The organism is Pyxidicoccus sp. M15, assembly GCF_056858435.1.
Genome location: NZ_CM166495.1, coordinates 10,732,307 through 10,750,162, shown reverse-complemented (window position 1 = coordinate 10,750,162; position 17,856 = coordinate 10,732,307). Strand labels below are relative to the sequence as shown.

The 17,856-nt window shown below is 71.0% G+C and carries 11 protein-coding genes; 5 read left to right on the top strand and 6 right to left on the bottom strand.

What is annotated here, in order from left to right:
- The first annotated feature begins 60 nt into the window (after positions 1-60).
- Complete coding sequence (locus tag ACX9TP_RS39765; RefSeq protein WP_482975893.1) at positions 61-3,702, top strand: hypothetical protein; 3,642 nt, start codon at positions 61-63, stop codon at positions 3,700-3,702.
- A 154-nt stretch (positions 3,703-3,856) separates the two neighbouring features.
- Here the strand turns inward: ACX9TP_RS39765 and ACX9TP_RS39760 are convergent, their stop codons facing one another.
- On the bottom strand, positions 3,857-5,182 hold the full coding sequence (locus tag ACX9TP_RS39760; RefSeq protein ID WP_482975892.1) for an MFS transporter: 1,326 nt from the start codon (positions 5,180-5,182) through the stop codon (positions 3,857-3,859).
- Between the two features lie 161 nt (positions 5,183-5,343).
- Here ACX9TP_RS39760 and ACX9TP_RS39755 point away from each other — a divergent pair, with 161 nt between their 5' ends.
- Positions 5,344-5,589, top strand: a complete 246-nt coding sequence (locus ACX9TP_RS39755) for a hypothetical protein (protein WP_482975891.1) — start codon at positions 5,344-5,346, stop codon at positions 5,587-5,589.
- Between the two features lie 36 nt (positions 5,590-5,625).
- Here ACX9TP_RS39755 and ACX9TP_RS39750 read toward each other — a convergent pair whose 3' ends face one another.
- The 4 genes from ACX9TP_RS39750 to ACX9TP_RS39735 all read right to left on the bottom strand — a co-directional run bounded on the left by ACX9TP_RS39750 (position 5,626) and on the right by ACX9TP_RS39735 (position 9,994).
- Positions 5,626-6,534, bottom strand: coding sequence for a glycosyl hydrolase (locus tag ACX9TP_RS39750; RefSeq protein WP_482975890.1), 909 nt, complete (start codon positions 6,532-6,534; stop codon positions 5,626-5,628).
- A gap of 57 nt (positions 6,535-6,591) precedes the next feature.
- Positions 6,592-8,097, bottom strand: a complete 1,506-nt coding sequence (locus tag ACX9TP_RS39745; RefSeq protein ID WP_482975889.1) for a hypothetical protein — start codon at positions 8,095-8,097, stop codon at positions 6,592-6,594.
- A gap of 98 nt (positions 8,098-8,195) precedes the next feature.
- A complete protein-coding gene (locus tag ACX9TP_RS39740) occupies positions 8,196-8,939 on the bottom strand; it encodes a hypothetical protein (protein ID WP_482975888.1) in 744 nt (247 codons plus the stop codon).
- Complete coding sequence (locus ACX9TP_RS39735) at positions 8,936-9,994, bottom strand: hypothetical protein (RefSeq protein WP_482975887.1); 1,059 nt, start codon at positions 9,992-9,994, stop codon at positions 8,936-8,938. The genes ACX9TP_RS39740 and ACX9TP_RS39735 overlap by 4 nt, the downstream gene beginning before the upstream one ends.
- A gap of 360 nt (positions 9,995-10,354) precedes the next feature.
- Here ACX9TP_RS39735 and ACX9TP_RS39730 point away from each other — a divergent pair, with 360 nt between their 5' ends.
- Genes ACX9TP_RS39730 through ACX9TP_RS39720 form a run of 3 tightly spaced genes read left to right on the top strand, consistent with a single transcriptional unit; the run spans position 10,355 to position 16,628 of the window.
- Positions 10,355-10,798, top strand: coding sequence for a hypothetical protein (locus tag ACX9TP_RS39730; RefSeq protein WP_482975886.1), 444 nt, complete (start codon positions 10,355-10,357; stop codon positions 10,796-10,798).
- Between the two features lie 4 nt (positions 10,799-10,802).
- On the top strand, positions 10,803-11,771 hold the full coding sequence (locus ACX9TP_RS39725) for a peptidoglycan-binding protein (RefSeq protein ID WP_482975885.1): 969 nt from the start codon (positions 10,803-10,805) through the stop codon (positions 11,769-11,771).
- A 9-nt stretch (positions 11,772-11,780) separates the two neighbouring features.
- The gene (locus ACX9TP_RS39720) at positions 11,781-16,628 is read left to right on the top strand and encodes an OTU domain-containing protein (RefSeq protein ID WP_482975884.1); all 4,848 of its coding nucleotides are present in this window, start codon (positions 11,781-11,783) and stop codon (positions 16,626-16,628) included.
- Here ACX9TP_RS39720 and ACX9TP_RS39715 read toward each other — a convergent pair.
- Positions 16,594-17,823 carry a cupin domain-containing protein gene (locus tag ACX9TP_RS39715; protein WP_482975883.1) on the bottom strand — a complete coding sequence of 410 codons (1,230 nt, stop codon included), beginning with the start codon at positions 17,821-17,823 and terminating at the stop codon, positions 16,594-16,596. The two genes, ACX9TP_RS39720 and ACX9TP_RS39715, sit on opposite strands and share 35 nt — an antisense overlap.
- Positions 17,824-17,856 lie beyond the last annotated feature (33 nt).

The following is a 17,856-nucleotide window of genomic DNA, read 5'->3' as shown; positions in this document are numbered from 1 at the left end:
TCTGACGGCCGGACGTGCGTCCATGATAGAAGCCCGCACGTCAAACCCTTGCATCCCCATATGCCCATGCTCCGAGCCTACCCGCGCGCAGCCGTCCTCGTGGCGCTGCTCGCCCTCGTCTCCGCCTGTCGCTCCGAAACTCCCGGCGACCCTCTCGAAGAGGCCTGTCGCGACGTCGCCTGCGGTCCCGGCCGGTGCGTGCTCACCACCGGCGGCGCGGCGTGCCTGTGTGACGTGGGCCACCACGCGGATGGGCTCTCCTGTGTGGCGGACCCGCCGCCGCCGGACCCCGACGCCTGCGAGCCCAACCCGTGCACCGAGCCGCACCGCACCGTCTGCACCGCGGAGGGCAGCGGCTACCAGTGCGCCTGTGACGCCGGCTACCTGTGGAAGGACGGCCAGTGCGTGGAGTTGACGCGCCCCTCGTGCGCCGAGGAGCCCTGGCCGGGCGGCGATGCCTTCGAGCCGGATGACTGCCCGGAGCGCGCCATCATCGACTTCCCCATGGGCAGCCCCCAGGAGGGCCGCACCCTGGCCCCCGCCGGAGACGTGGACTGGTACCGCATCCCGGTTCGGGAGGGCTTCACCTACCGCGTCCAGGCGCAGGGCGCCCCGGGTGTCCCGCTCTACCTGGACGTCCTCACCTCGGAGGGGCTCCAGCCCGTGTCGGCGGACCACCTGCGCGGAGCCGTGGTGCAGACGTACTTCAAGGCCACGGGTTCCTCGCCGGTGCTGGTGCGGCTGAGCACGTACGACGTCGGCGCCATCTCTCCCTATACGCTCACCATGGTGGAGGAGCGGCCGGACGACTACGCGGACACGGCGGACGGCGCGCGGGTGCTGCCCGCGGGGGGCGTGGTGGTTTCCGGCCGCACGCAGTTCCACGGTGACGTGGACGTGCACGTGCTTCCGCTGGAGGCTGGCCACTCCGCCTTCCTGGACGCGGTGAGCTCCCCGGACCCCGACGCGGAGCTGCGGCTGGAGCTGGTCTCCCCCGACGGCGCCACGGTGGTGCAGGAGGCGCGGGGCTTCGAGGTGCGGATGCCCCTGCGCGTCGCCACCTCCGGCGCGTACCTGCTGCGGGTGCGCAACGTCGACCCGTCGGCCCGGGGCGCGTACCGGCTGTCGTTCCAGAAGCTGGGCCTGGATGACCACGGCGATGACGCGCCGGCCACCACCCCGCTGTCGCCGCCCACGCCGCTGGAGGGCACCTTCGAGCGGGAGCTGGACGTGGATGCCTTCACCTTCACGACCGTCGCCGGCCACCAGTACAGCACCCGCTGCTTCATGCACGTGGGCGGTTGGTGCGAGCACCTCCTGTCCCGCCAGGGCGAGCTGCCCTCCGGCTCCTGGAACAGCTTCAACTTCGGTCTCAAGGCGCTGGACGCCACGCCCATCGTGATGAAGGTCCGCCACTCGTCGGGCGCGGTGGGCGCGTACTCCGTCGTGGTTCAGGACCTCGGTCCGGACGACCACGCGGACACCGCGGCGGGCGCCACGCCCGTGACGGTGGGCGGCCCGCCCGTGCCGGTGCGGCTCGCGCTGGCGGACGACGTGGACGTCTTCTCCTTCACCGCCCAGGCCCGCCACGTCTATCGCTTCCAGTGCGCCGCCAATGACTGGCTCAGCCTCTCGGCGAAGGATCCGGCCGGACAGCAAGTGGGGCAGCCCGCCCTCGCCGACGCGCCCCTGGTCTTCCAGGCGGCCGTGGACGGCGTCCACTCCCTCGTGGCGCGCGCGTACGTGAACTCCGTCCCCGGCGCCTTCTCGTGCCAGCTCACGGAGGGCGCGGCGGATGACCACGGCAACACCCCCGCCGAGGCGAGCCCGCTGTCAGGGGGCGAGGCTTCCGGAGAGGTCCAGTTCGACGGAGACGTGGATGTGTTCTCCGCCCCGACGGTGGTCGGGAGCCTCTACCGGGTGACGCTGAGCCCTGGCACCAGCCGGAGCCTGGGCCTCAACGTCATCCCCGGGAGCAGCGGCTCACTGGGCAACGTCTGGGTCGGCACCTCGCCCGCGGTGCTCGCCTTCAAGGCCACCACCGCGACGACGGCGTTCGCGGTGAGCAGCTCCGGCTCCTCCGGCCTGGGCACCTACGGACTGCGGCTGGAGGTGGTGGGCACGGACGACCATGGGGATACGTCCGCGACGGCCACCCCGCTCACGCTGCCCGGCTCGCTCGTCGGGGCGCTCCAGTTCAACCAGGACGTGGACGTCTTCTCCTTCGCCGTCACGGCGGGCCGCATCTATCGCATCTCCTGCTCGGGCACCGGCTCGGACTGGCTGGCGCTCTCCGCGCGCCAGGGCTCGGACACGGTGGTGGCTTCCGGCTACAAGACGCTGCATCACCGGGCGGCCGCCAGCGGCACGCTGGCGGTGGGGGTGAGCAACGGCAGCGGCCCCTATGACTGCGCGGCGCAGGACGTGGGTGTGGACGACCATCCGGACACGGCGGAAGGGGCCACCCTGCTGTCCGTCCCCGCGACCGGCAGTGGAGTGCTGGAGACGTACAACGACGTGGACGTCTTCACCTTCCGCCCCACCGCGGGCCGCATCTACCGCGCGTCGTGCACGCGGATTGCCTGCGGCTTGCGCGTGCGAGCGCTGGACGGGCAGGTGCTCTCCGAGAAGACGCCGGACTGGCAGGGGGCTGTCCTGGGCTGGGAGGCGGGCGACCAGGAGCTGGTGTCCCTGGAGGTGTTCGTCGGCTCCACGATGAGCACCTACGACTTCACGCTGGAAGAGGTGGGCACGGACGACCATGGAGACATCTCCGCCGTGGCCACCGCGCTCGGGGCCGGGACGGTGCAGGTGGGCGCCATGCTCGAGAGCCTCGGTGACGTGGATTCCTTCTCCTTCCCCGCCACCCAGGGGCGCATCTACCGGGTGCGCTGCGTGGCCCAGAGCGCGTCCTCGTGCACCGTGCGGGTGAAGGACCCGACGGCCCATGAGGTGCCCGCGTCCCACGAGGCGGTGGTGAGCGGACGCTACCTCGTCGACGTCTACGCCGACGTCTCCGGCGTCACCGGCACGTACACCCTGCACGTGGACGACCTCGGTCCGGACGACCATGCGGACACGGCCGCGGGTGCAACGTCCGTCTCCGCCGGCCCCACGCCGGTGGCGGGCCACCTGGAGACGTTCGACGACGTGGACGTCTTCGCCCTCTCCGTCACCGCTCCCCGGGCGTACCGCGTCGCCTGCCGGGCGGACCAGGAGCTGGCGGGCTGCAAGCTGCGCGTCGTCACCGCCAGCGGCACGACGGTCGCTTCGTCGAGCAGCTTCCCCGACACGGTGTCCTTCGAGTCGTCCGCCACGGGCCTGCTGTTCGTCGAGGTCTCCGCCTCCTTCTCGCAGCGCGCGGGCACGTACACGCTGACGCTCACGGACCTCGGGCCGGACGATGCCGGAGACACCCAGGCCACCGCCACCGCGCTCGCCCTCTCCGTGCTCGTGAACGGCCGCTTCGAGTCGACCTCGGATGTGGACGTCTATGCGGTGCAGCTCACCGGAGGAGCGCGCTACTGGGTGGAGATGAGCTCGAACGCCCTCTTCCAGCTCAGCGTGCGCGATGCCAGCGGCAACCTGCTGCCGCTCGACTTCACCCGGGTCGTCACGCCCTCCACCACGGGGACGTACTACTTCCACCTCGCCACGAGCGAGGCGGGCGTGTACCAGCTCCGCGTGCAGTCCACCTTCTGAGTCGAAGGGGCCTTCCGCCCGGAGCGCTTCGCCACGTCGGGAGCGCTCCGGGAGGGCCTGTCACGCAGGGTCGTGCCGCTCATGGGGTGGGCCACCGCCAGCGCGACGGGCCGTCGTTGTCGCACCTCCAGGCCCGGTCGCGCCTGCCCGTCTCTCAGGGCGAGGGCGTCGCCGCGGCGAACCGCGCGCGGCCCGCGCTCAGCAGGTACACGGCCACCGCGATGCCCACGCCGCACAGGGCCGCCACGTAGTGCGCGGCCGCCAGGGGGTTGTTCTTCATCATCAGGGTGACGACCAGCGGCGTCAGGCCCCCGAAGATGGCGTAGGCCACGTTGTAGGAGAACGACAGCCCCGAGAAGCGCACCTCGGCGGGGAACGCGCGCACCATCACCGTGGGGACCACGCCCACCACGCCGACGCAGAAGCCGACCAGCGCGTACAGGGGCACCAGCCGCTCCGGCGCCGCGCCCACGCCGCGATAGAACAGGTACGTCGCGCCGAGCAGCAGCCCGCAGCCCAGCACCAGCGCGCGGCCCACGCCCACGCGGTCCGCGAGCAGCCCGTAGGCGATGCAGCCCACCGTGAGGCTCAGCGTGGCGACGCTCGCGGCCTCCAGCGCCGGGGCCGGGGCGATTCCGTAGAGCTTCTGCACCAGCGTGGGCGTCATCAGGATGACCACCACGATGCCGGCGGTGAGCACCCAGGTGAGCAGCATCGACACCACCACCGCGACGCCATGGCCGCGCAGCACGGCCTTGAGCGGCAATTCCTGCACCAGGGCGCGGCGCTGGCGCATCTCCTCGAAGACGGGCGTCTCCGCGAGCCAGCGGCGCAGGAAGACGGCCAGGAAGCCGAACACGCCGCCCACGAGGAAGGGCAGGCGCCACGCGAAGGCCTGCACCTCTTCCGGCGTGAAGACGGTGTTCACCAGCGTCGCCACCAGCGAGCCGAGCAGGATTCCCAGCGTGAGCCCCGACGTCAGGGTGCCGCACGCGAAGCCCACGCGGTGGGCCGGGACGTGCTCGGAGACGAACACCCACGCGCCCGGCACCTCGCCGCCCACCGCCGCGCCCTGGCACATGCGCAACAGGAGCAGGGCCAGCGGCGCCGCGTAGCCCGCCGTCGCGTACGTCGGCAGCGCGCCGATGAGCAGCGTGGGCACGGACATCATGAACACGCTGAGGGTGAACATGCGCTTGCGACCGGTGCGGTCGCCGAAGTGCGCCATGATGATGCCGCCCAGCGGGCGCGCGAGGTAGCCCGCCGCGAACAGGCCGAAGGCCTGCAGCTGGCGCAGCCACTCCGCCGTGTCGGGCGGGAAGAAGAGCTGGCCAATCACCGTCGTGAAGAACACGAAGATGATGAAGTCGTAGAACTCCAGCGCGCCACCGAGTGCCGCCAGCCCGAGCGTCCGGGCGTCCTGGCCGGTGAGCGGGCGTTGCGCGGAGTGCTGCCCGGGGTCGAGGGAAGAGGTCGGCATGCGTGCGCCGAGCATAGGCCGAACCGGGCGCCGCTGGCGCCGGGACGTGGCGCGGGTGTCCTGAAAGACGGGTTACGCCAGGAAGGGTGGGTATTCGCGCTCTGTATACACTTTGTGTCAGAGTGTCCCCGCGTCACCCAACACAGACAAAGGAGACACCGATGTTCTCGAAGCTCACGCGTCAGCTGTCCACGCTGCTTCTGGTCGGCGCTGCCTCGCTGGCCCTGGGTGGTTGCTCCGCCGCTCCCTCCGGGAGTGACGACACGGCCCGTTCCATGGCGGCGGCGCCCCGGTCGCTGGAGCTGACGGAGGCAGGGAGCGAGGAGTCCGTGGCGGCCTGTAGTGCCACGTGCTACGGCCCGTGCAAGACGTGCATCCTCGGCGTGTGCGAGGACACCTGTCACTAGGGTCCTCTGAAGGCCGCAGGGGCGCCTGGCGAAGGCTCACTGAAACGGCAGGGAGAGGTAGTGCGCGCCCAGCTCCGTCACGGCACCGGGCGCGCCCAGCAGGCTCGCGAAGCACGGGTCGTTCGTCCACCGGCCGGTGAACCAGGCGTAGCGGAACACGTCCTCCCGGCTCTCGCAGACGGAGACCATCTCCGCCATCTGGGCCTTCTGCTTCGCGAGGGAGTCAATCTGCGCGCCGTCCTGCTGGCTGTGGCAGTTGGCGAACTCCGTCACCCAGAAGGGCTTGCCGTACTTCTTCAGCCGGTCCAGCTGGCCCGCGAGCCCGTAGTCGTACCAGTGGAACGCGAGGTAGTCGATGCGCGGCTCGCGGTTGCCATTCGCCGCGCGGTAGGCCGCGTAGAACGCGTCGAGCCAGACGACCGGGTCCGAATATCCCTGCACCGTGCCCCAGCTCATCGCCGGGCCCACGAGCTTGACGCCCGTGTTGGCGGCGACGCTCTCGTAGCGGGGCCACAGCGCCGCCGCGTCCTTCGGTGACAGGTTGGACTGGTCCGTGAGGTTGGGCTCGTTGAGGAGCAGCAGGTAGCGGACGTGTGGATTGGCCTCGAGCCAGGTCTCGACGCCTGCGGCGTCGAAGTTCCCGTTCCACAGCATGGGGATGAAGTCCATGCCGTAGCGCGCGCGGTAGTCGGCGGGCACGTCGCGGTGGGGCCGGGGGCTCCAGTTGTACCACCAGCTCACGCCCGGAGAGACGGCGGCGAGGTCCGCGGGCGTCGCCAGGTCGAAGGCAATTCCGCGCTTCGCGCTCTTCGCCAGGGGCTGGGTGCCCGCGTCCGTCGAGGGCCGGGTGCCCGCGTCCTCAGCTCCCCTCGGCTCAGAGGCGGCCGGGTCACACGCCAGCAGCAGGAGGGCCACGATGCAGACCGGTGCGAGGACGCTTCTCATGGGGCTCTACCTCGGGCTCGAGGCTGCGGGATGGCTTGGGGCGGACGGCAAGGAAGGTCAGCGGGCAAGGTGGATGGGGCGCGGCGGCTCGCGCCGCGGCAGGCGCATGTCGACGAGGATGTCGTAGGCGCGCGGCTCGGGGAGGACGGGGCCGGCGGCGAAGCGGTAGAGGTGGCTGACGTCGCGCTCCTCGGGGAAGCGCTCCTCCACCAGCGCGTGGAACATCTCCTTCGCCACCCACTCGGTGTCCGCGGACACGGAGCCGAACTCGTCCAGGTAGCGCAGGGGCGCGGACGAGTCGCTCTGCCGGGCGGTGAGGACGAAGACGCGGGACTGCCGTGCGGGCACCACCTGACGCGCACCCGCTTCCAGCAGCGCCAGCTCACGGCCCTGTGGAAGCGCGAACAGCTCCAGCGCGTGCCGGTGGGCGAGCAGGGCGCTCACCGCCACGAACACGCCCAGCAGCGCCGTCGCGACGCGCGGGCCGTGCGTGGGCCAGCCGCTCCCCAGCTTCATGAGCGACGCGACGAAGTAGACGCTCCACACGCCGGTGAGGGCGTAGAGGGTGCGGTACGTGGGCCAGCGCTCGCTGGCGAGGAAGCTGACGGAGTACGCGGCGGCGGACAGCACGAGCAGCCCCACCAGCCACGTCGCCGCGCCGACACGGCCCGCGCGGCGGCCCTGGAGGCAGAGGCCCAGTGTCAGCACGGTGAGCGTCAGGCCCACCATGGGCCAGTAGCCCGCCGTCGGCGCGGAGCCCGTCGTGTCGAGGGCGCTCAGGGCCAGCGCGTTGGGGAGCACCTGGGTGAGGAACCAGCCCGCCTTGTCCAGGAAGTGCTTCTCGAAGGCGATGCGCGGCGAGGGCGCGAAGAGGCCCAGAATGAAGGACAGCTTGGTGAGGACGAAGGCGACGCCCAGGCCGCAGCCCATGACGAGGAGGTGCCGCGCGAGCCACCGCGCGGGGGCGCGCAGGTCCGTGTCCCGCCGCACCACCAGCGCCGCCGCGAGCAGCACCGCGTAGAACAGGCCGCTCACCTGGTAGATGAGTGTCGCGGTGGCCATGGCCACCCCGCCGCCCAGGCACCACGCCCACCGCCGCCCCGCGGCCCCGGAAGGCGCTTCGAAGCCCCGCCGCGCTAGGGCGAACGCACCCACCGTCAGCAGGAGCGCCACCACCTGCGGCCAGCAGATGCCCCAGCTCGCGATGACCTGCGCGGACGGCATGAGGGTGAGGAACGCCGCGAGCAGCGCCGAGGGGGCTGCGCGCCAGCCCTCCTTGCGCAGGAGCAGGAAGAGGGCGGCGCCCAGCAGTCCCAGGCCCGTGACGGACAGCGCCCGCAGCAGGGCGAGCCCGTCGATGTGGCCCGCCTCGGGCATGGATGCCTCCAGCAGCCAGCCGTACAGCGGGCGGCCCATGGCGGCGCAGACGCGGAGAATCTTCCCCGGCTCCTCGCGCGCCTCTCGGAGGATGGCGTAGTCGTCCCGCAGGCCATACCGCTGGAAGACGGCGCTCCCATAGATGAGCCAGGGCAGCAGGAAGAGCAGGACGGCAGGCGCCGTCACTCCGAAGGCGTGTGTCGTGGAGCGTGTCCGCAGGGGGGAGGACCTCTGGCGGTGACCCTACCAGAGTCCCATGACGCAGGACGGCAGGCGTGTGGGGCTCAGGCCGCCGCGGCGAGCCCGCCCAGCGCGTGCTGGGAGCAGGCAAGGCAGTCCGCGAGGAAGCGCAGGTAGCAGTCCAGCCCGCGCGCGCCGTATGCGGCCAGCTGGGAGCCCACCTCCGGCCGGACGCGCAGCAGCTCCTCCATCATCCGCTCGTTGAGCGCCGTGTGGCCCACGTCCACCTCGGCGTGCTCCTTGAGAAAGGACAGCTGGTCCAGCGTGTCCTGGCCGAGCACCTTCTTCACGTGGGCGAGGATGCGGGGCACCAGCACCACCGCGAGGTAGCCCACCTCGTACTCGATGGCCGCCTGGCCCAGGGGCAGCTCGCCGGTAATCGCCTCGTCGTGCACCTGCCGGTACTGGCGCATCGCCTCCGTGGGCGCCTGGGCCACCAGGGCGTCCGCGTCCAGCTTCGGCGCGTGGCGCGCATTCCAGCGGCCCGCCAGCACCCGCGCGTCCGCGATGGTCATCAGGTGGTGCCCGGCTTCGTGCCTCGCGTGGGTGATGAGCGCCCGGCCGAGCTTCTCGTGTCCCAGCTCGAGGCAGCGCTCGCCCGCGCCGCGAATCCAGCCGTCCACCGGCTCGGTCATGTACGCACCCCGCGCCGACCACTCGATGAGGAAGCGCTCCAGCAGTACCGGGGAGATGTCCGGGGACAGCAGCGTGCGCACCACGGCATCGGTGTCCAGGCGTGCGCGGGTCTCCTGAACGTGCGGCAGGTACTGCGTCTTCATCAGGCTCATGACGGTTCCTTCTCGGTGTTGTGGTGGGAGGGCAGACGGCTCAGCGTCTGCTCGTGGATGTGCTGCAGGAACTCGGGGGCGAGGTTGGCGGGGATGAGCCACAGGAAGGGCTTCGTCTCCGGGGCCTCGTCGCGCAGGCCGGACGCCTCGACGTCGCCGTCCTCCTCGCCCAGGAAGACGAAGCTGTCGCGGCCCCGGCTGGCGTACCAGCGGCGCGCGGCGGCCAGCAGCGCCGGGAAGGCTTCCCGCCCACGCGGGGACAGCGCGAACAGGCGTGTGGCGTCCAGCAGGTGGAAGGGGTTCGTCCCGGGCGGGCCCACCTCCAGCACCGCCGCCGCCAGCGGTGTCCCCGCGTGGCGCGCGATGAGGACGTGCCGGGCGCGCTCCAGCCCGGCGGTGAGCCACGGCCGCGCCGCGTCCGCGAAGTCCAGCGCGTCGGGGCCAAGGTCCAGCGCGTCGACGTAGCTGGCGGGCCGGGTGCGGGCGATTTGCTCCGTGAGCAGGACGCGCTCACCCGGCGTCGCGGGGCCGACGGCGAAGGCGTCCTGGCCGCCCGTCTCGTGGCAGTCGACGTCGAGCATCCTCACGGGGCGCAGCAGCCCCCGGCCCGTGCCGGCCATCCGCTCGACGAAGCCGGCGTGTGCGCGGTGGATGAAGGGCACCGTCGACTCGATGTAGGCCGCCAGCCACCGGATGCCCGGGTCCGCCAGCGCGTGCTCCACCGTGCGCACATAGAGGTCCCGGAGCATCTGTCCCGGCACGCGCTCGAAGCGGGAGCCGCCCTGACGCTTCGCCAATTGGTGCACCAGCCACGTGGCGCGGTACGGCTTCATCGCGGAGAGCGTCGCCTCCACGCCTCGCTCCGAGGTCCAGACCGACTCACAGAGCACTTCCGGCAGCGCTCCGGCTCGCCGCCCCAGCTCGATGAAGCTCGCACGTCGGGCCTCGAACCAGGCAGCCGACCTGCCCGCCAGATTGAAGTAACCCGAGTCGACGAAAAGCTGCCATATCTGCTCCGCGCGGGAGCCGTCGGGCTGCGTCGTCGGGTGGCGCAACCTCGCGCCAGGCACTTCCCGGCTGCGCGGCGGTGATACCGCGGGCTCCGAAGACCATGGCTGGTGGGTTGTCTCGGGCAACGGGCGGACCCGTGCCTGTGCGTCGTGCGCCCTCAAGCTTCCTCCAGGGTGTGGGGTGCGCGCGGAGCCACCTCAGGCCGTGGGCGGACGCGCCCCATCTACCGGGGCGGGTCCGTTCCCGGGCCGCGCACGAAATCTCATACGGAGAATGGCGTGCGGGCTGGTCGTCGAAGAATGACGTGCCCTCTCGTAACCATCGCCACCCATCTGCGATGATGCCGGCGGGCTTGGGGACCGTGCGGCACAGACGGGAGCCTTTCGCATTGGGGAGCGGAGACGATGCTGCGGGTGCGCCGTGAACAGATGCGCGTGTTGTCCGACGCCGTGACGCAGGCGCGGGTGGCGGCGCTCATCGAGCAGCTCGTCCCCCGGTTGCTCGTGGAAGTCCCCGCGGCGCCGGCCGAGTGGCCGATGACGCCCGGGACGGCGGAGACGCTGGCGCCGGACACCCTCGCCCGGTGCATCGAAGCGGGCTCACGTCATGGCCTCACGATGGAGGCCGGGGCGCGTCTCTATGTGGCGCTCGCGCTCGCGCATGGCTGGGACTTCGAGGCACGGCCCGACACGGCCTGGCTGCGCCAGTTGGTGGAAGACGAAGACGTGTTCGACCCACTCGAGCGGGTGCGGCGTGCCCACGCGGAGTGGGGCAGGCGTCGCGCGCTGGCCGAAGAGAACCAGCGCCGCGAAGCGGAGTTTCTCGCGCGGTACGGAATGACGGAGTGACGGGATGCCAGCGGACACGTCGGACAACGCGGTGGCACCCTGTCCCCTGGAGCGCGGGGGGCTCGAAGTGCTCGTGGTGGGGGATGACGGACGGGAGCTCGTCGGGGTGAGCCTCGAGCTGGCGGAGAAGGACGGGAAGAGGGTCCTGCGCTCACGCACGGACGAGAAGGGACACTGTGTCTTCCAGGGGCTGCTGCTGAAGCCCTTCGACTTGCGGCTGCCCAGGGTCGACGGTGGCCTCTGGAGCGTCGTGGGCGAGCAGGTGCTGGAGAAGAAGAAGGAGGACGCGCCCCCGGCGCCGTTCGGCGCCCCGCCCGAGGACAAGGACGTCGACGGCGTGGTGTACAAGGCGAAGGGCGGTGAGAGCGCCAGCGTCGTGGCCCACCGCTACGGCGTGGCCCCCGCCTCGCTGACCGGGCAGGACGGCCGGCCACTGGACCTCGAGCGTCCGCTCCGCGCGGGCGAGGCCGTGCGGGTGCCGGCGCTCCGCCGACAGCGGGTGGAGGTGCAGACGGGACGGCGCTACATCGTGCACCGGGCCCGGGTCCCCTTCTCACTCGTGCTGCGCCTGCGGGACGCGTACCACGGGCCTCGCCTGCGCGTGCCCTATCTGCTCAAGCTGAAGCTCTCCGACGGGCAGGAACTGCCGCACCGCGAGGGGCGCACGGACGAGGAGGGCCGGGTGGTGGAGTCGATTCCCCCGGAGGCGGCCGAGGGCGAGCTCGTCCTCGCGGGCGGAGGCCAGGCCGAGCGGGTGCGCCTGAAGCTGGGCCTGCCCGAGCCCGTCGACGAGGCGGACGGCCTGAGGGAGCGGCTCGACAACCTCGGCTTCAGCTGCGGCGGTGAGCGCGGCGCCCTGGGGGAGAAGACCCGCGCCGCCCTTCGCTGGTTCCAGTACGCGCTCGGGCTCGAGACGACGGGCGAGGCCGACGACACCACCCGAGACGCCCTGCGCGCGCTGCACGGCTCCTGAGGACCTGCCATGGGATGCCCACACCTCGCTGATGGCTCCGCGCGGGACTTCGACACCTGCGACGAGTGCGGCCAGTTGTTCTGTGAAGACTGTTTCCGCTTCCACTCCCACGAGGAGGAGGAGGCCCCCGTCTCCGCCTTCGCCGACCTGACCGCCGCGGAGCGAGGCGACGAGGAGTTCGACCCCTCGGAGTGGGATGACGATGCTCCCTTCGGCTCCGCCTTCGGGGAGCTCTCCGCGGCCCAGCGAGGGGATGACGAAGTCGTCTGGACGGAGCAGGAGCGCGCGGAGCTCCAGGAGTACATGCGGCAGCTCCAGCAGGACGCCGCGAGAGACGAAGCCCCGGTCAGCATCCATGTGATGGCCGAGTCGACCCTCCAGTCCGAGCAACTGATGGAGGACGCGCTGCTGCCGTCCCTGCCCGTCATCGAGCTCTCCCAGCCGCAGGGCGGGGGCGTCCAGACGGTGGCCCTGAATTCGGTGACGACGTTGGCGAAGCTCGCACCGGCGCCTCGGGAGTACCCCTTCCGGTGCCTGCTGTGGAACGTCGCCAACCTCGGCGGCAAGTTCGGCTACCCGAAGGTGCGCGACGACTCGGTGATTGAGGCGACCGCGCGCATCATCCACCAGGCGGACGCGGACGTGGTCTCCATCCTGGAGCTACTCGGGAGTGGCTCCGGAGAGAAGGAGCCGAAGCCGCCGGTGAAGCCGTCCGCGCGCGGCGCACGGGAGGCGAGCAACCCTCTGCTCGACAGGCTGCTCAAGGCGTTCGGCTACGAATCGGAAGGGGAGGACGTGGAGGCGCTGAAGGGGCTCCTCGGGCGGTATTTCTCAGAGCGGGTGCAGGGCGCCCTCTGGCCGGGGGCCAAACCCGACGTCTCCGCGCTCGTCGAGCAGGCGAAGGCGATAGAGGATGCCGAAACGGGAGAGGCGCTCGCCGCCCTGATGGAGGAGGCCTGGGGCACCGTCTGCGCTCCGATTCTCGACGCCCTCGCCCCGGTGGTGGATGGGGACGCCTCGGACCCGGTCGACCCGGACGCGCTCGCCGAAGCGATCTCCCGGGCGCCGAAGAAGGGGGGCGTCGCGGGGGAGGAACCGAGCGCGAAGAAGCGCAAGCGGAAGGCCGAGAAGCCTGGCCGGCAGGAGCATCTCCTGCTGGCGCCGCAGGCGGCGATGCTCCGCGACGGAATCCAGCTGCTCTCCGCGGAGGGCTACACGCACTGGCTGGAGGGCTACACCGCGAACTACGCGAAGAACGATGGGACGGGCGGCGTCTCCAAGGAGGCGGGCGACGCCCGCGACAGCGCCTGCGAGAAGGTCCTGAAGCTGCTGGCCTCCGGGTGCATGAGCCTGTGGGTCCAGTTCCTGCGGGGCATCGTCGGGAACGAGGTCTCCGACAAGGAGCGCGAGAAGTGGAAGAGCGCTGAAGGGCCCCGGGGGCAATACGAGTCCCGGCTGTGGACCGCGTGCTGGAACCTGCTGCTGAGCGTCAACGAGAAGGCGATGACCGCCGACTACGAGCGGCGGGTCGCGCGCTGGAAGAAGCGCCACGGCGCGGGGGACGGCAAGGCGACGAAGCACGACGGCATCCGGGAGTTCCTGCGCATCCGCGACGCGCTCAATGCGCTCGCGGCGGACGCCTATGACTCCTGGCCCGCGAAGCTCCCGGAGGACACGGACAAGAGCGGCTACACGCAGGGCGAGACGTACGGTGTCCTCTGGAAGAAGGCCACGGTGGTGCCGGACCTCGACCACGTCGGGTTCATCTCCGCCTTCGACGACGACTTCTCGTTCTCGAAGCGCCAGCCGCTGCGCTTCCCCTTCCAGCTCAAGAAGGCGGCGTCGGGTCCGCCCATCGTCCTGGTTCCCTGGCACGCGCCCGCGCCGAGCGCGGCGAATGCGACCGCCCGCTCGAAGGACTTCCCCACCTTCGTGCGCTACTGCGAGGCCGAGCGCAAGGCGAAGCGGCTGGGGATGCTCCTGTCCGACCTCAACGTCAACACCGTGTCGGGCAGCACATCCGTCGAGCACTGTGACGGCACGCTGGAGGTCGGCGCGCTGTTCCGCGGCATCAGCGGCAGGACGGATGCCTACACCCAGTTCCCGGCCCAGGTGGGCGTTCAGTCCACCCTGGCCGTCTCGAAGTTCCGGCCCTGGCTCATCCCCGACCTGCTCGAGCAGGATGACCCCTCCGCGAAGACGGCGAAGGCCCTCGTCAGCAAGCTGCAGTCGGACTTCACCGCGGGCCACTTCAAGACCTCGCACGGCCTGCTCGACTTCATCCAGGGCTTCAACAAGACCTTCACGCCCCAGCACCGGATGGGCGCGAGCGCGTACGACAAGATTCTTCCCATCTGCGGCCGGGCGGACCGGTGGAAGCTCGGCTTCAAGTCCACCTGGGCGATTCCCTTCCCGCACGCCCTGGCGCTCGAGGAGGAGGCCGAGTTCTTCCGCGCCCGGGAGCAGCTCTCCAATGCGCTGAAGCCGTTCGCGTTCCTCCTGGCGAAGAACGCCAACAAGAACCTCACGGACCTGCGCGCCTATGCCGAGCGGCCGGAGAAGGCGAAGAAGCTCGAGGAGCTGATGCTGCTCGCTCGCGAGCTGAGCGACCACCTGCCCATCGTGGCGGAGGTGCGGCTCATCGACACGGAGGCCGAGGAGGAGGAGGCGGTCGTCGAGGCGCCCGTCGAGCTGTTCAGCGTGAAGCCCACCGCGCTCGACGAGCTGGAGGCGTGGGCCTCGGCGTACGAGAACGCGGAGGTGCTCCTGGTTCGGGAGGTGGCGCTGAACGAGCTGCTGGACTGGTGGAACAAGACCTACGAGACGGCCGCTCCGTCGGAGGCGGCGCAGCGGCGGTTCCAGCGCGCCCTCCAGAAGTGGGACTCCGCCGAGGCCCGGAAGCCGCAGCACGACGACGACTCCCGCCAGGCGTCGCGGCCGGCCCTCACCAAGGCCGAGCCGCCGCGGAAGAAGGAGGTGAAGACGCTCGCCCTCCACCTCCATGAGTCGCACCAGCGGACGCGTGGGAACCAGGGAGGGGGCGACTGCCTCTTCCGCAGCATCGCCCAGCTCGTCTTCGGCGATGAGGGCCGCCACGGCGAGGTGCGCCAGGCCAGTGTGAACCACCTGGAGGACCTGCTCGCGGGGCATGCCCTCGACGCGGACGGCCGCGTGGGCCCTGTCACCCAGGTGGAGTTCGCCACGCGCCTGGGGCAGCTCCATGACTGGCACCGGGTGCAGTGGCCCAACGTGCTGGCCTACCGGCGCGTCCTCGGGGTGGACCGCTGGCGGCAGTTCTGCCTGGGCATGAGCCGGGCTGGGGAGTGGGGTGACCTCCTCATCCTGTGCGCCGCGTCGCACCTCTTCGGCGTCCGCTTTCGCGTCAACGTGCAGGTCGTCGGGGGCGGCTACTACAGCGACGAGGTGGACTTCGTGGACCGCGCGCTCCCGGCGCGCCCGGAGCTCGTGCTCGTCAACTACGGCAACTACCACTTCGTCGCGGTGACACCGACCGCGCGCGAGGCGCTCATCGACGTCGCGGTCGGCACGCCCGCGGGCTGGGAGGCGCTGTGCGTGTGGAGGGACCGGGCACCCCCGGTGCCCCCGCCAGAAGCCGGGCCGAAACCAAAGCCGGAGGTGGGCAAGGCCTCGTCCTCCGGCAGCACCTCCTCGGGCAGCGGGCCGAAGCCCTCCGGCAAGGTCTTCAAGTGGCCCGCCTCGACGAACTGGTCGCTCTCCGACGCGAATGGCGCCCCCGGCTGTCTCTTCCTCTTCGGAGAGAATGGCGTGAACAAGGGGAGCCGGGTGTTCCAGAGCAGCACCCAGGCCTGCATCCGTCCCGCCCTCAACGCCGTCGGCATCCGCACCTGCTGGAAGCCCGGCGCGGACGAGAGCGACCAGGGCGCCATGCTCGACACCGAGCTGGCGAGGAACCAGAAGGCGCTGGACGAGGACTTCGAGGAGGCCCTCACCTGGCTGCGCACCGGCCGCTACTCGACGCTCGTCGTCCCCTGGGACACCGTGAGCGACCTCCCGGCGCTCGGCATCGGCGTCGCGCAGCTCCCGAAGCGGGCGAAGAACACCTATGCCCATCTCTGCAAGGGCACCGCCGCGTTGATGGAGTGGGCCGGGAAATACCTCGGGACGGTGGTCGTCTCCCCCAGGGAGACGGGACTGACCGAGCAGATCTGCAAGGCCGAGCCGCAGACGCTGTTCATCCATGAGGTCAACTGCGGCCTCGAAACGCCGGACGCCCTGAAGTGGTTCATGGGGGTCGACCCGCTGTTGACGCTTCCGAACGTCAGGACGGTCCGCACCGGGACGCACATGTTCTTCACCATCCAGGACGCGAAGCTGGCGGAGAACACCCGGTTGCTCGGGCTCGACTTCGACGCGCTGGAGGCAGCGGTCAAATCGGGCATGTTCCGCCGCATCGTCATCCCCGATAGGAGCTGGGCGCTCGGTGAGAAGTCCCAGCTCGCGAGCACCGCTCCGAATACCCACGCCTACGTGCAGAAGCGGCTGCAGCAGCTCGTCGACCTGTGCGCCGCGACGCCGGCGCCCTTCTGGGCACCGTCCATGCCGGTGGCGACACCCTCGACGGTCTCCGCCCAGGAGTCCGAGGACGTCGACGACCATTGGGGCGAGGACCCGGACGAGCGCGCGACCAAGGTGCGACGGAAGAAAGAGGAGGGTGGCATCTCCCACTCGCTCCCCAAGGCGGCAGAGGAGGAGGTGGTGGTGGAGGCCGAGGTGCATCCGCCCCCGCTGGGGCCGGGGCCGCTGGTGCCACCCCAGCAGGAGGATGAACAGCCGAACCCGCTCAAGCGGCGGAAGACGATGCCCGATGGGGAGTAGCGGCTCGCCACCGGTCATCTCCGGCGACTCGCAGTAGCCCTTCGCGGACGAGGCGCCGGCACAGCGTCACGCGCGCCTCCTCTGTCAGTGTGTCCGGCAGGTCCCGAATCCGGAACCGGGACTGCTCGAGGACATACCGGAGCGCGGGCTCGCAGAACGCGGGCGCCACCAGGGCGCCCCCGTTGAAGGCCACGCTCACCTCCTCTCCGCGCCGGGACAGCGCGCTCGCGTGCCCCGGCCGGCACTCCAGCTCGCTGTCCGGGCGGAGCGCGCCCAGTCCCTCCAGCGAGCGCAGGTAGCCCCCAGGCCCGGGGCCCACCACCTCGTCCGGCTGCACGAGCTGCGCCTCCAGCGTCTCCAGCAGCGGGTCGAGCGGGCCCAGCCCACGGATGTCCTCCGCCAGTTGTTCCGCGAGCTCGTGGATGCAGGGCACCTGCCGGATGCAGCGCGTTCCGACGGCGGAGACCGAGCGGCGCCAGTGGGGATGCCTGCTCACCACGGCCCTGACGAGCTCCGCGAGCACCGCGTCCATGAGCACGGGCCGGACGCCAATCGACAGGTGGACGGAGCAGCAGTCGCCGGTGACGGCCGAGTGCGGGGTACCCCTGGGCAGGTACAGCAAGTCACCGGCAGTCAGCTCGACTTCGCGGATGGGGGCTCCCCAGTCCTCTTCGTCCATCTTCCGGCCTTCGAGCGGGAAGTCCTCCTGCGGCGTGTACAGCCGCCAGCGCTTGCGGCCGGAGGTCTGGAGGACGAAGACGTCGTGGCCGTCGTGGTGGGTGCCGAAGCCCTGGGACGCCGGGCCGGTGATGTACGCGTTGCCGTTGGCGTAGCACCGGAGCCGGCGCTGCACGGCGTCCACGAGCGCATGCACCGCAGGCCAGCGCCGGTGCACGCCGTTGAGGTTGAGGGTGTAGCCCTCGCGGAAGGCCTGGAACACCACGCGCGGCGGGGCCTCCTCCTGCTCGTGGAAGACGATGTCCGGCTTCCCCATGGCCACCATTCGCAGCTCGTTGCCGCGCGGCTTGACGGTGAAGAGGTACTGCTCCACCTCGTCCAGCCCGAACAGGCCCGCGTAGTGGTCGGGAGCCTGGCGCTGGACATGGAGGGGCTCCTTCTCCCAGTACGCCTCCAGGAACGCCGGCAGGGAGAGCGGGTCGAGCAGCTTCGAGATGGCACGGTCGACGTCTGACATGGTGTGGCTCCTCGGGGATGGACGATGGCCCTC

What these genes read in the sequence shown, in the direction of transcription:
- ACX9TP_RS39765 (WP_482975893.1), top strand. Translation starts at nt 61, where the DNA reads ATGCCCATGCTCCGAGCCTACCCGCGCGCAGCCGTCCTCGTGGCGCTG.
- ACX9TP_RS39755 (WP_482975891.1), top strand. Translation starts at nt 5,344, where the DNA reads ATGTTCTCGAAGCTCACGCGTCAGCTGTCCACGCTGCTTCTGGTCGGC.
- ACX9TP_RS39760 (WP_482975892.1), bottom strand. Translation starts at nt 5,182, where the DNA reads ATGCCGACCTCTTCCCTCGACCCCGGGCAGCACTCCGCGCAACGCCCG.
- ACX9TP_RS39750 (WP_482975890.1), bottom strand. Translation starts at nt 6,534, where the DNA reads ATGAGAAGCGTCCTCGCACCGGTCTGCATCGTGGCCCTCCTGCTGCTG.
- ACX9TP_RS39715 (WP_482975883.1), bottom strand. Translation starts at nt 17,823, where the DNA reads ATGTCAGACGTCGACCGTGCCATCTCGAAGCTGCTCGACCCGCTCTCC.
- ACX9TP_RS39740 (WP_482975888.1), bottom strand. Translation starts at nt 8,939, where the DNA reads ATGAGCCTGATGAAGACGCAGTACCTGCCGCACGTTCAGGAGACCCGC.
- ACX9TP_RS39720 (WP_482975884.1), top strand. Translation starts at nt 11,781, where the DNA reads ATGGGATGCCCACACCTCGCTGATGGCTCCGCGCGGGACTTCGACACC.
- ACX9TP_RS39725 (WP_482975885.1), top strand. Translation starts at nt 10,803, where the DNA reads ATGCCAGCGGACACGTCGGACAACGCGGTGGCACCCTGTCCCCTGGAG.
- ACX9TP_RS39730 (WP_482975886.1), top strand. Translation starts at nt 10,355, where the DNA reads ATGCTGCGGGTGCGCCGTGAACAGATGCGCGTGTTGTCCGACGCCGTG.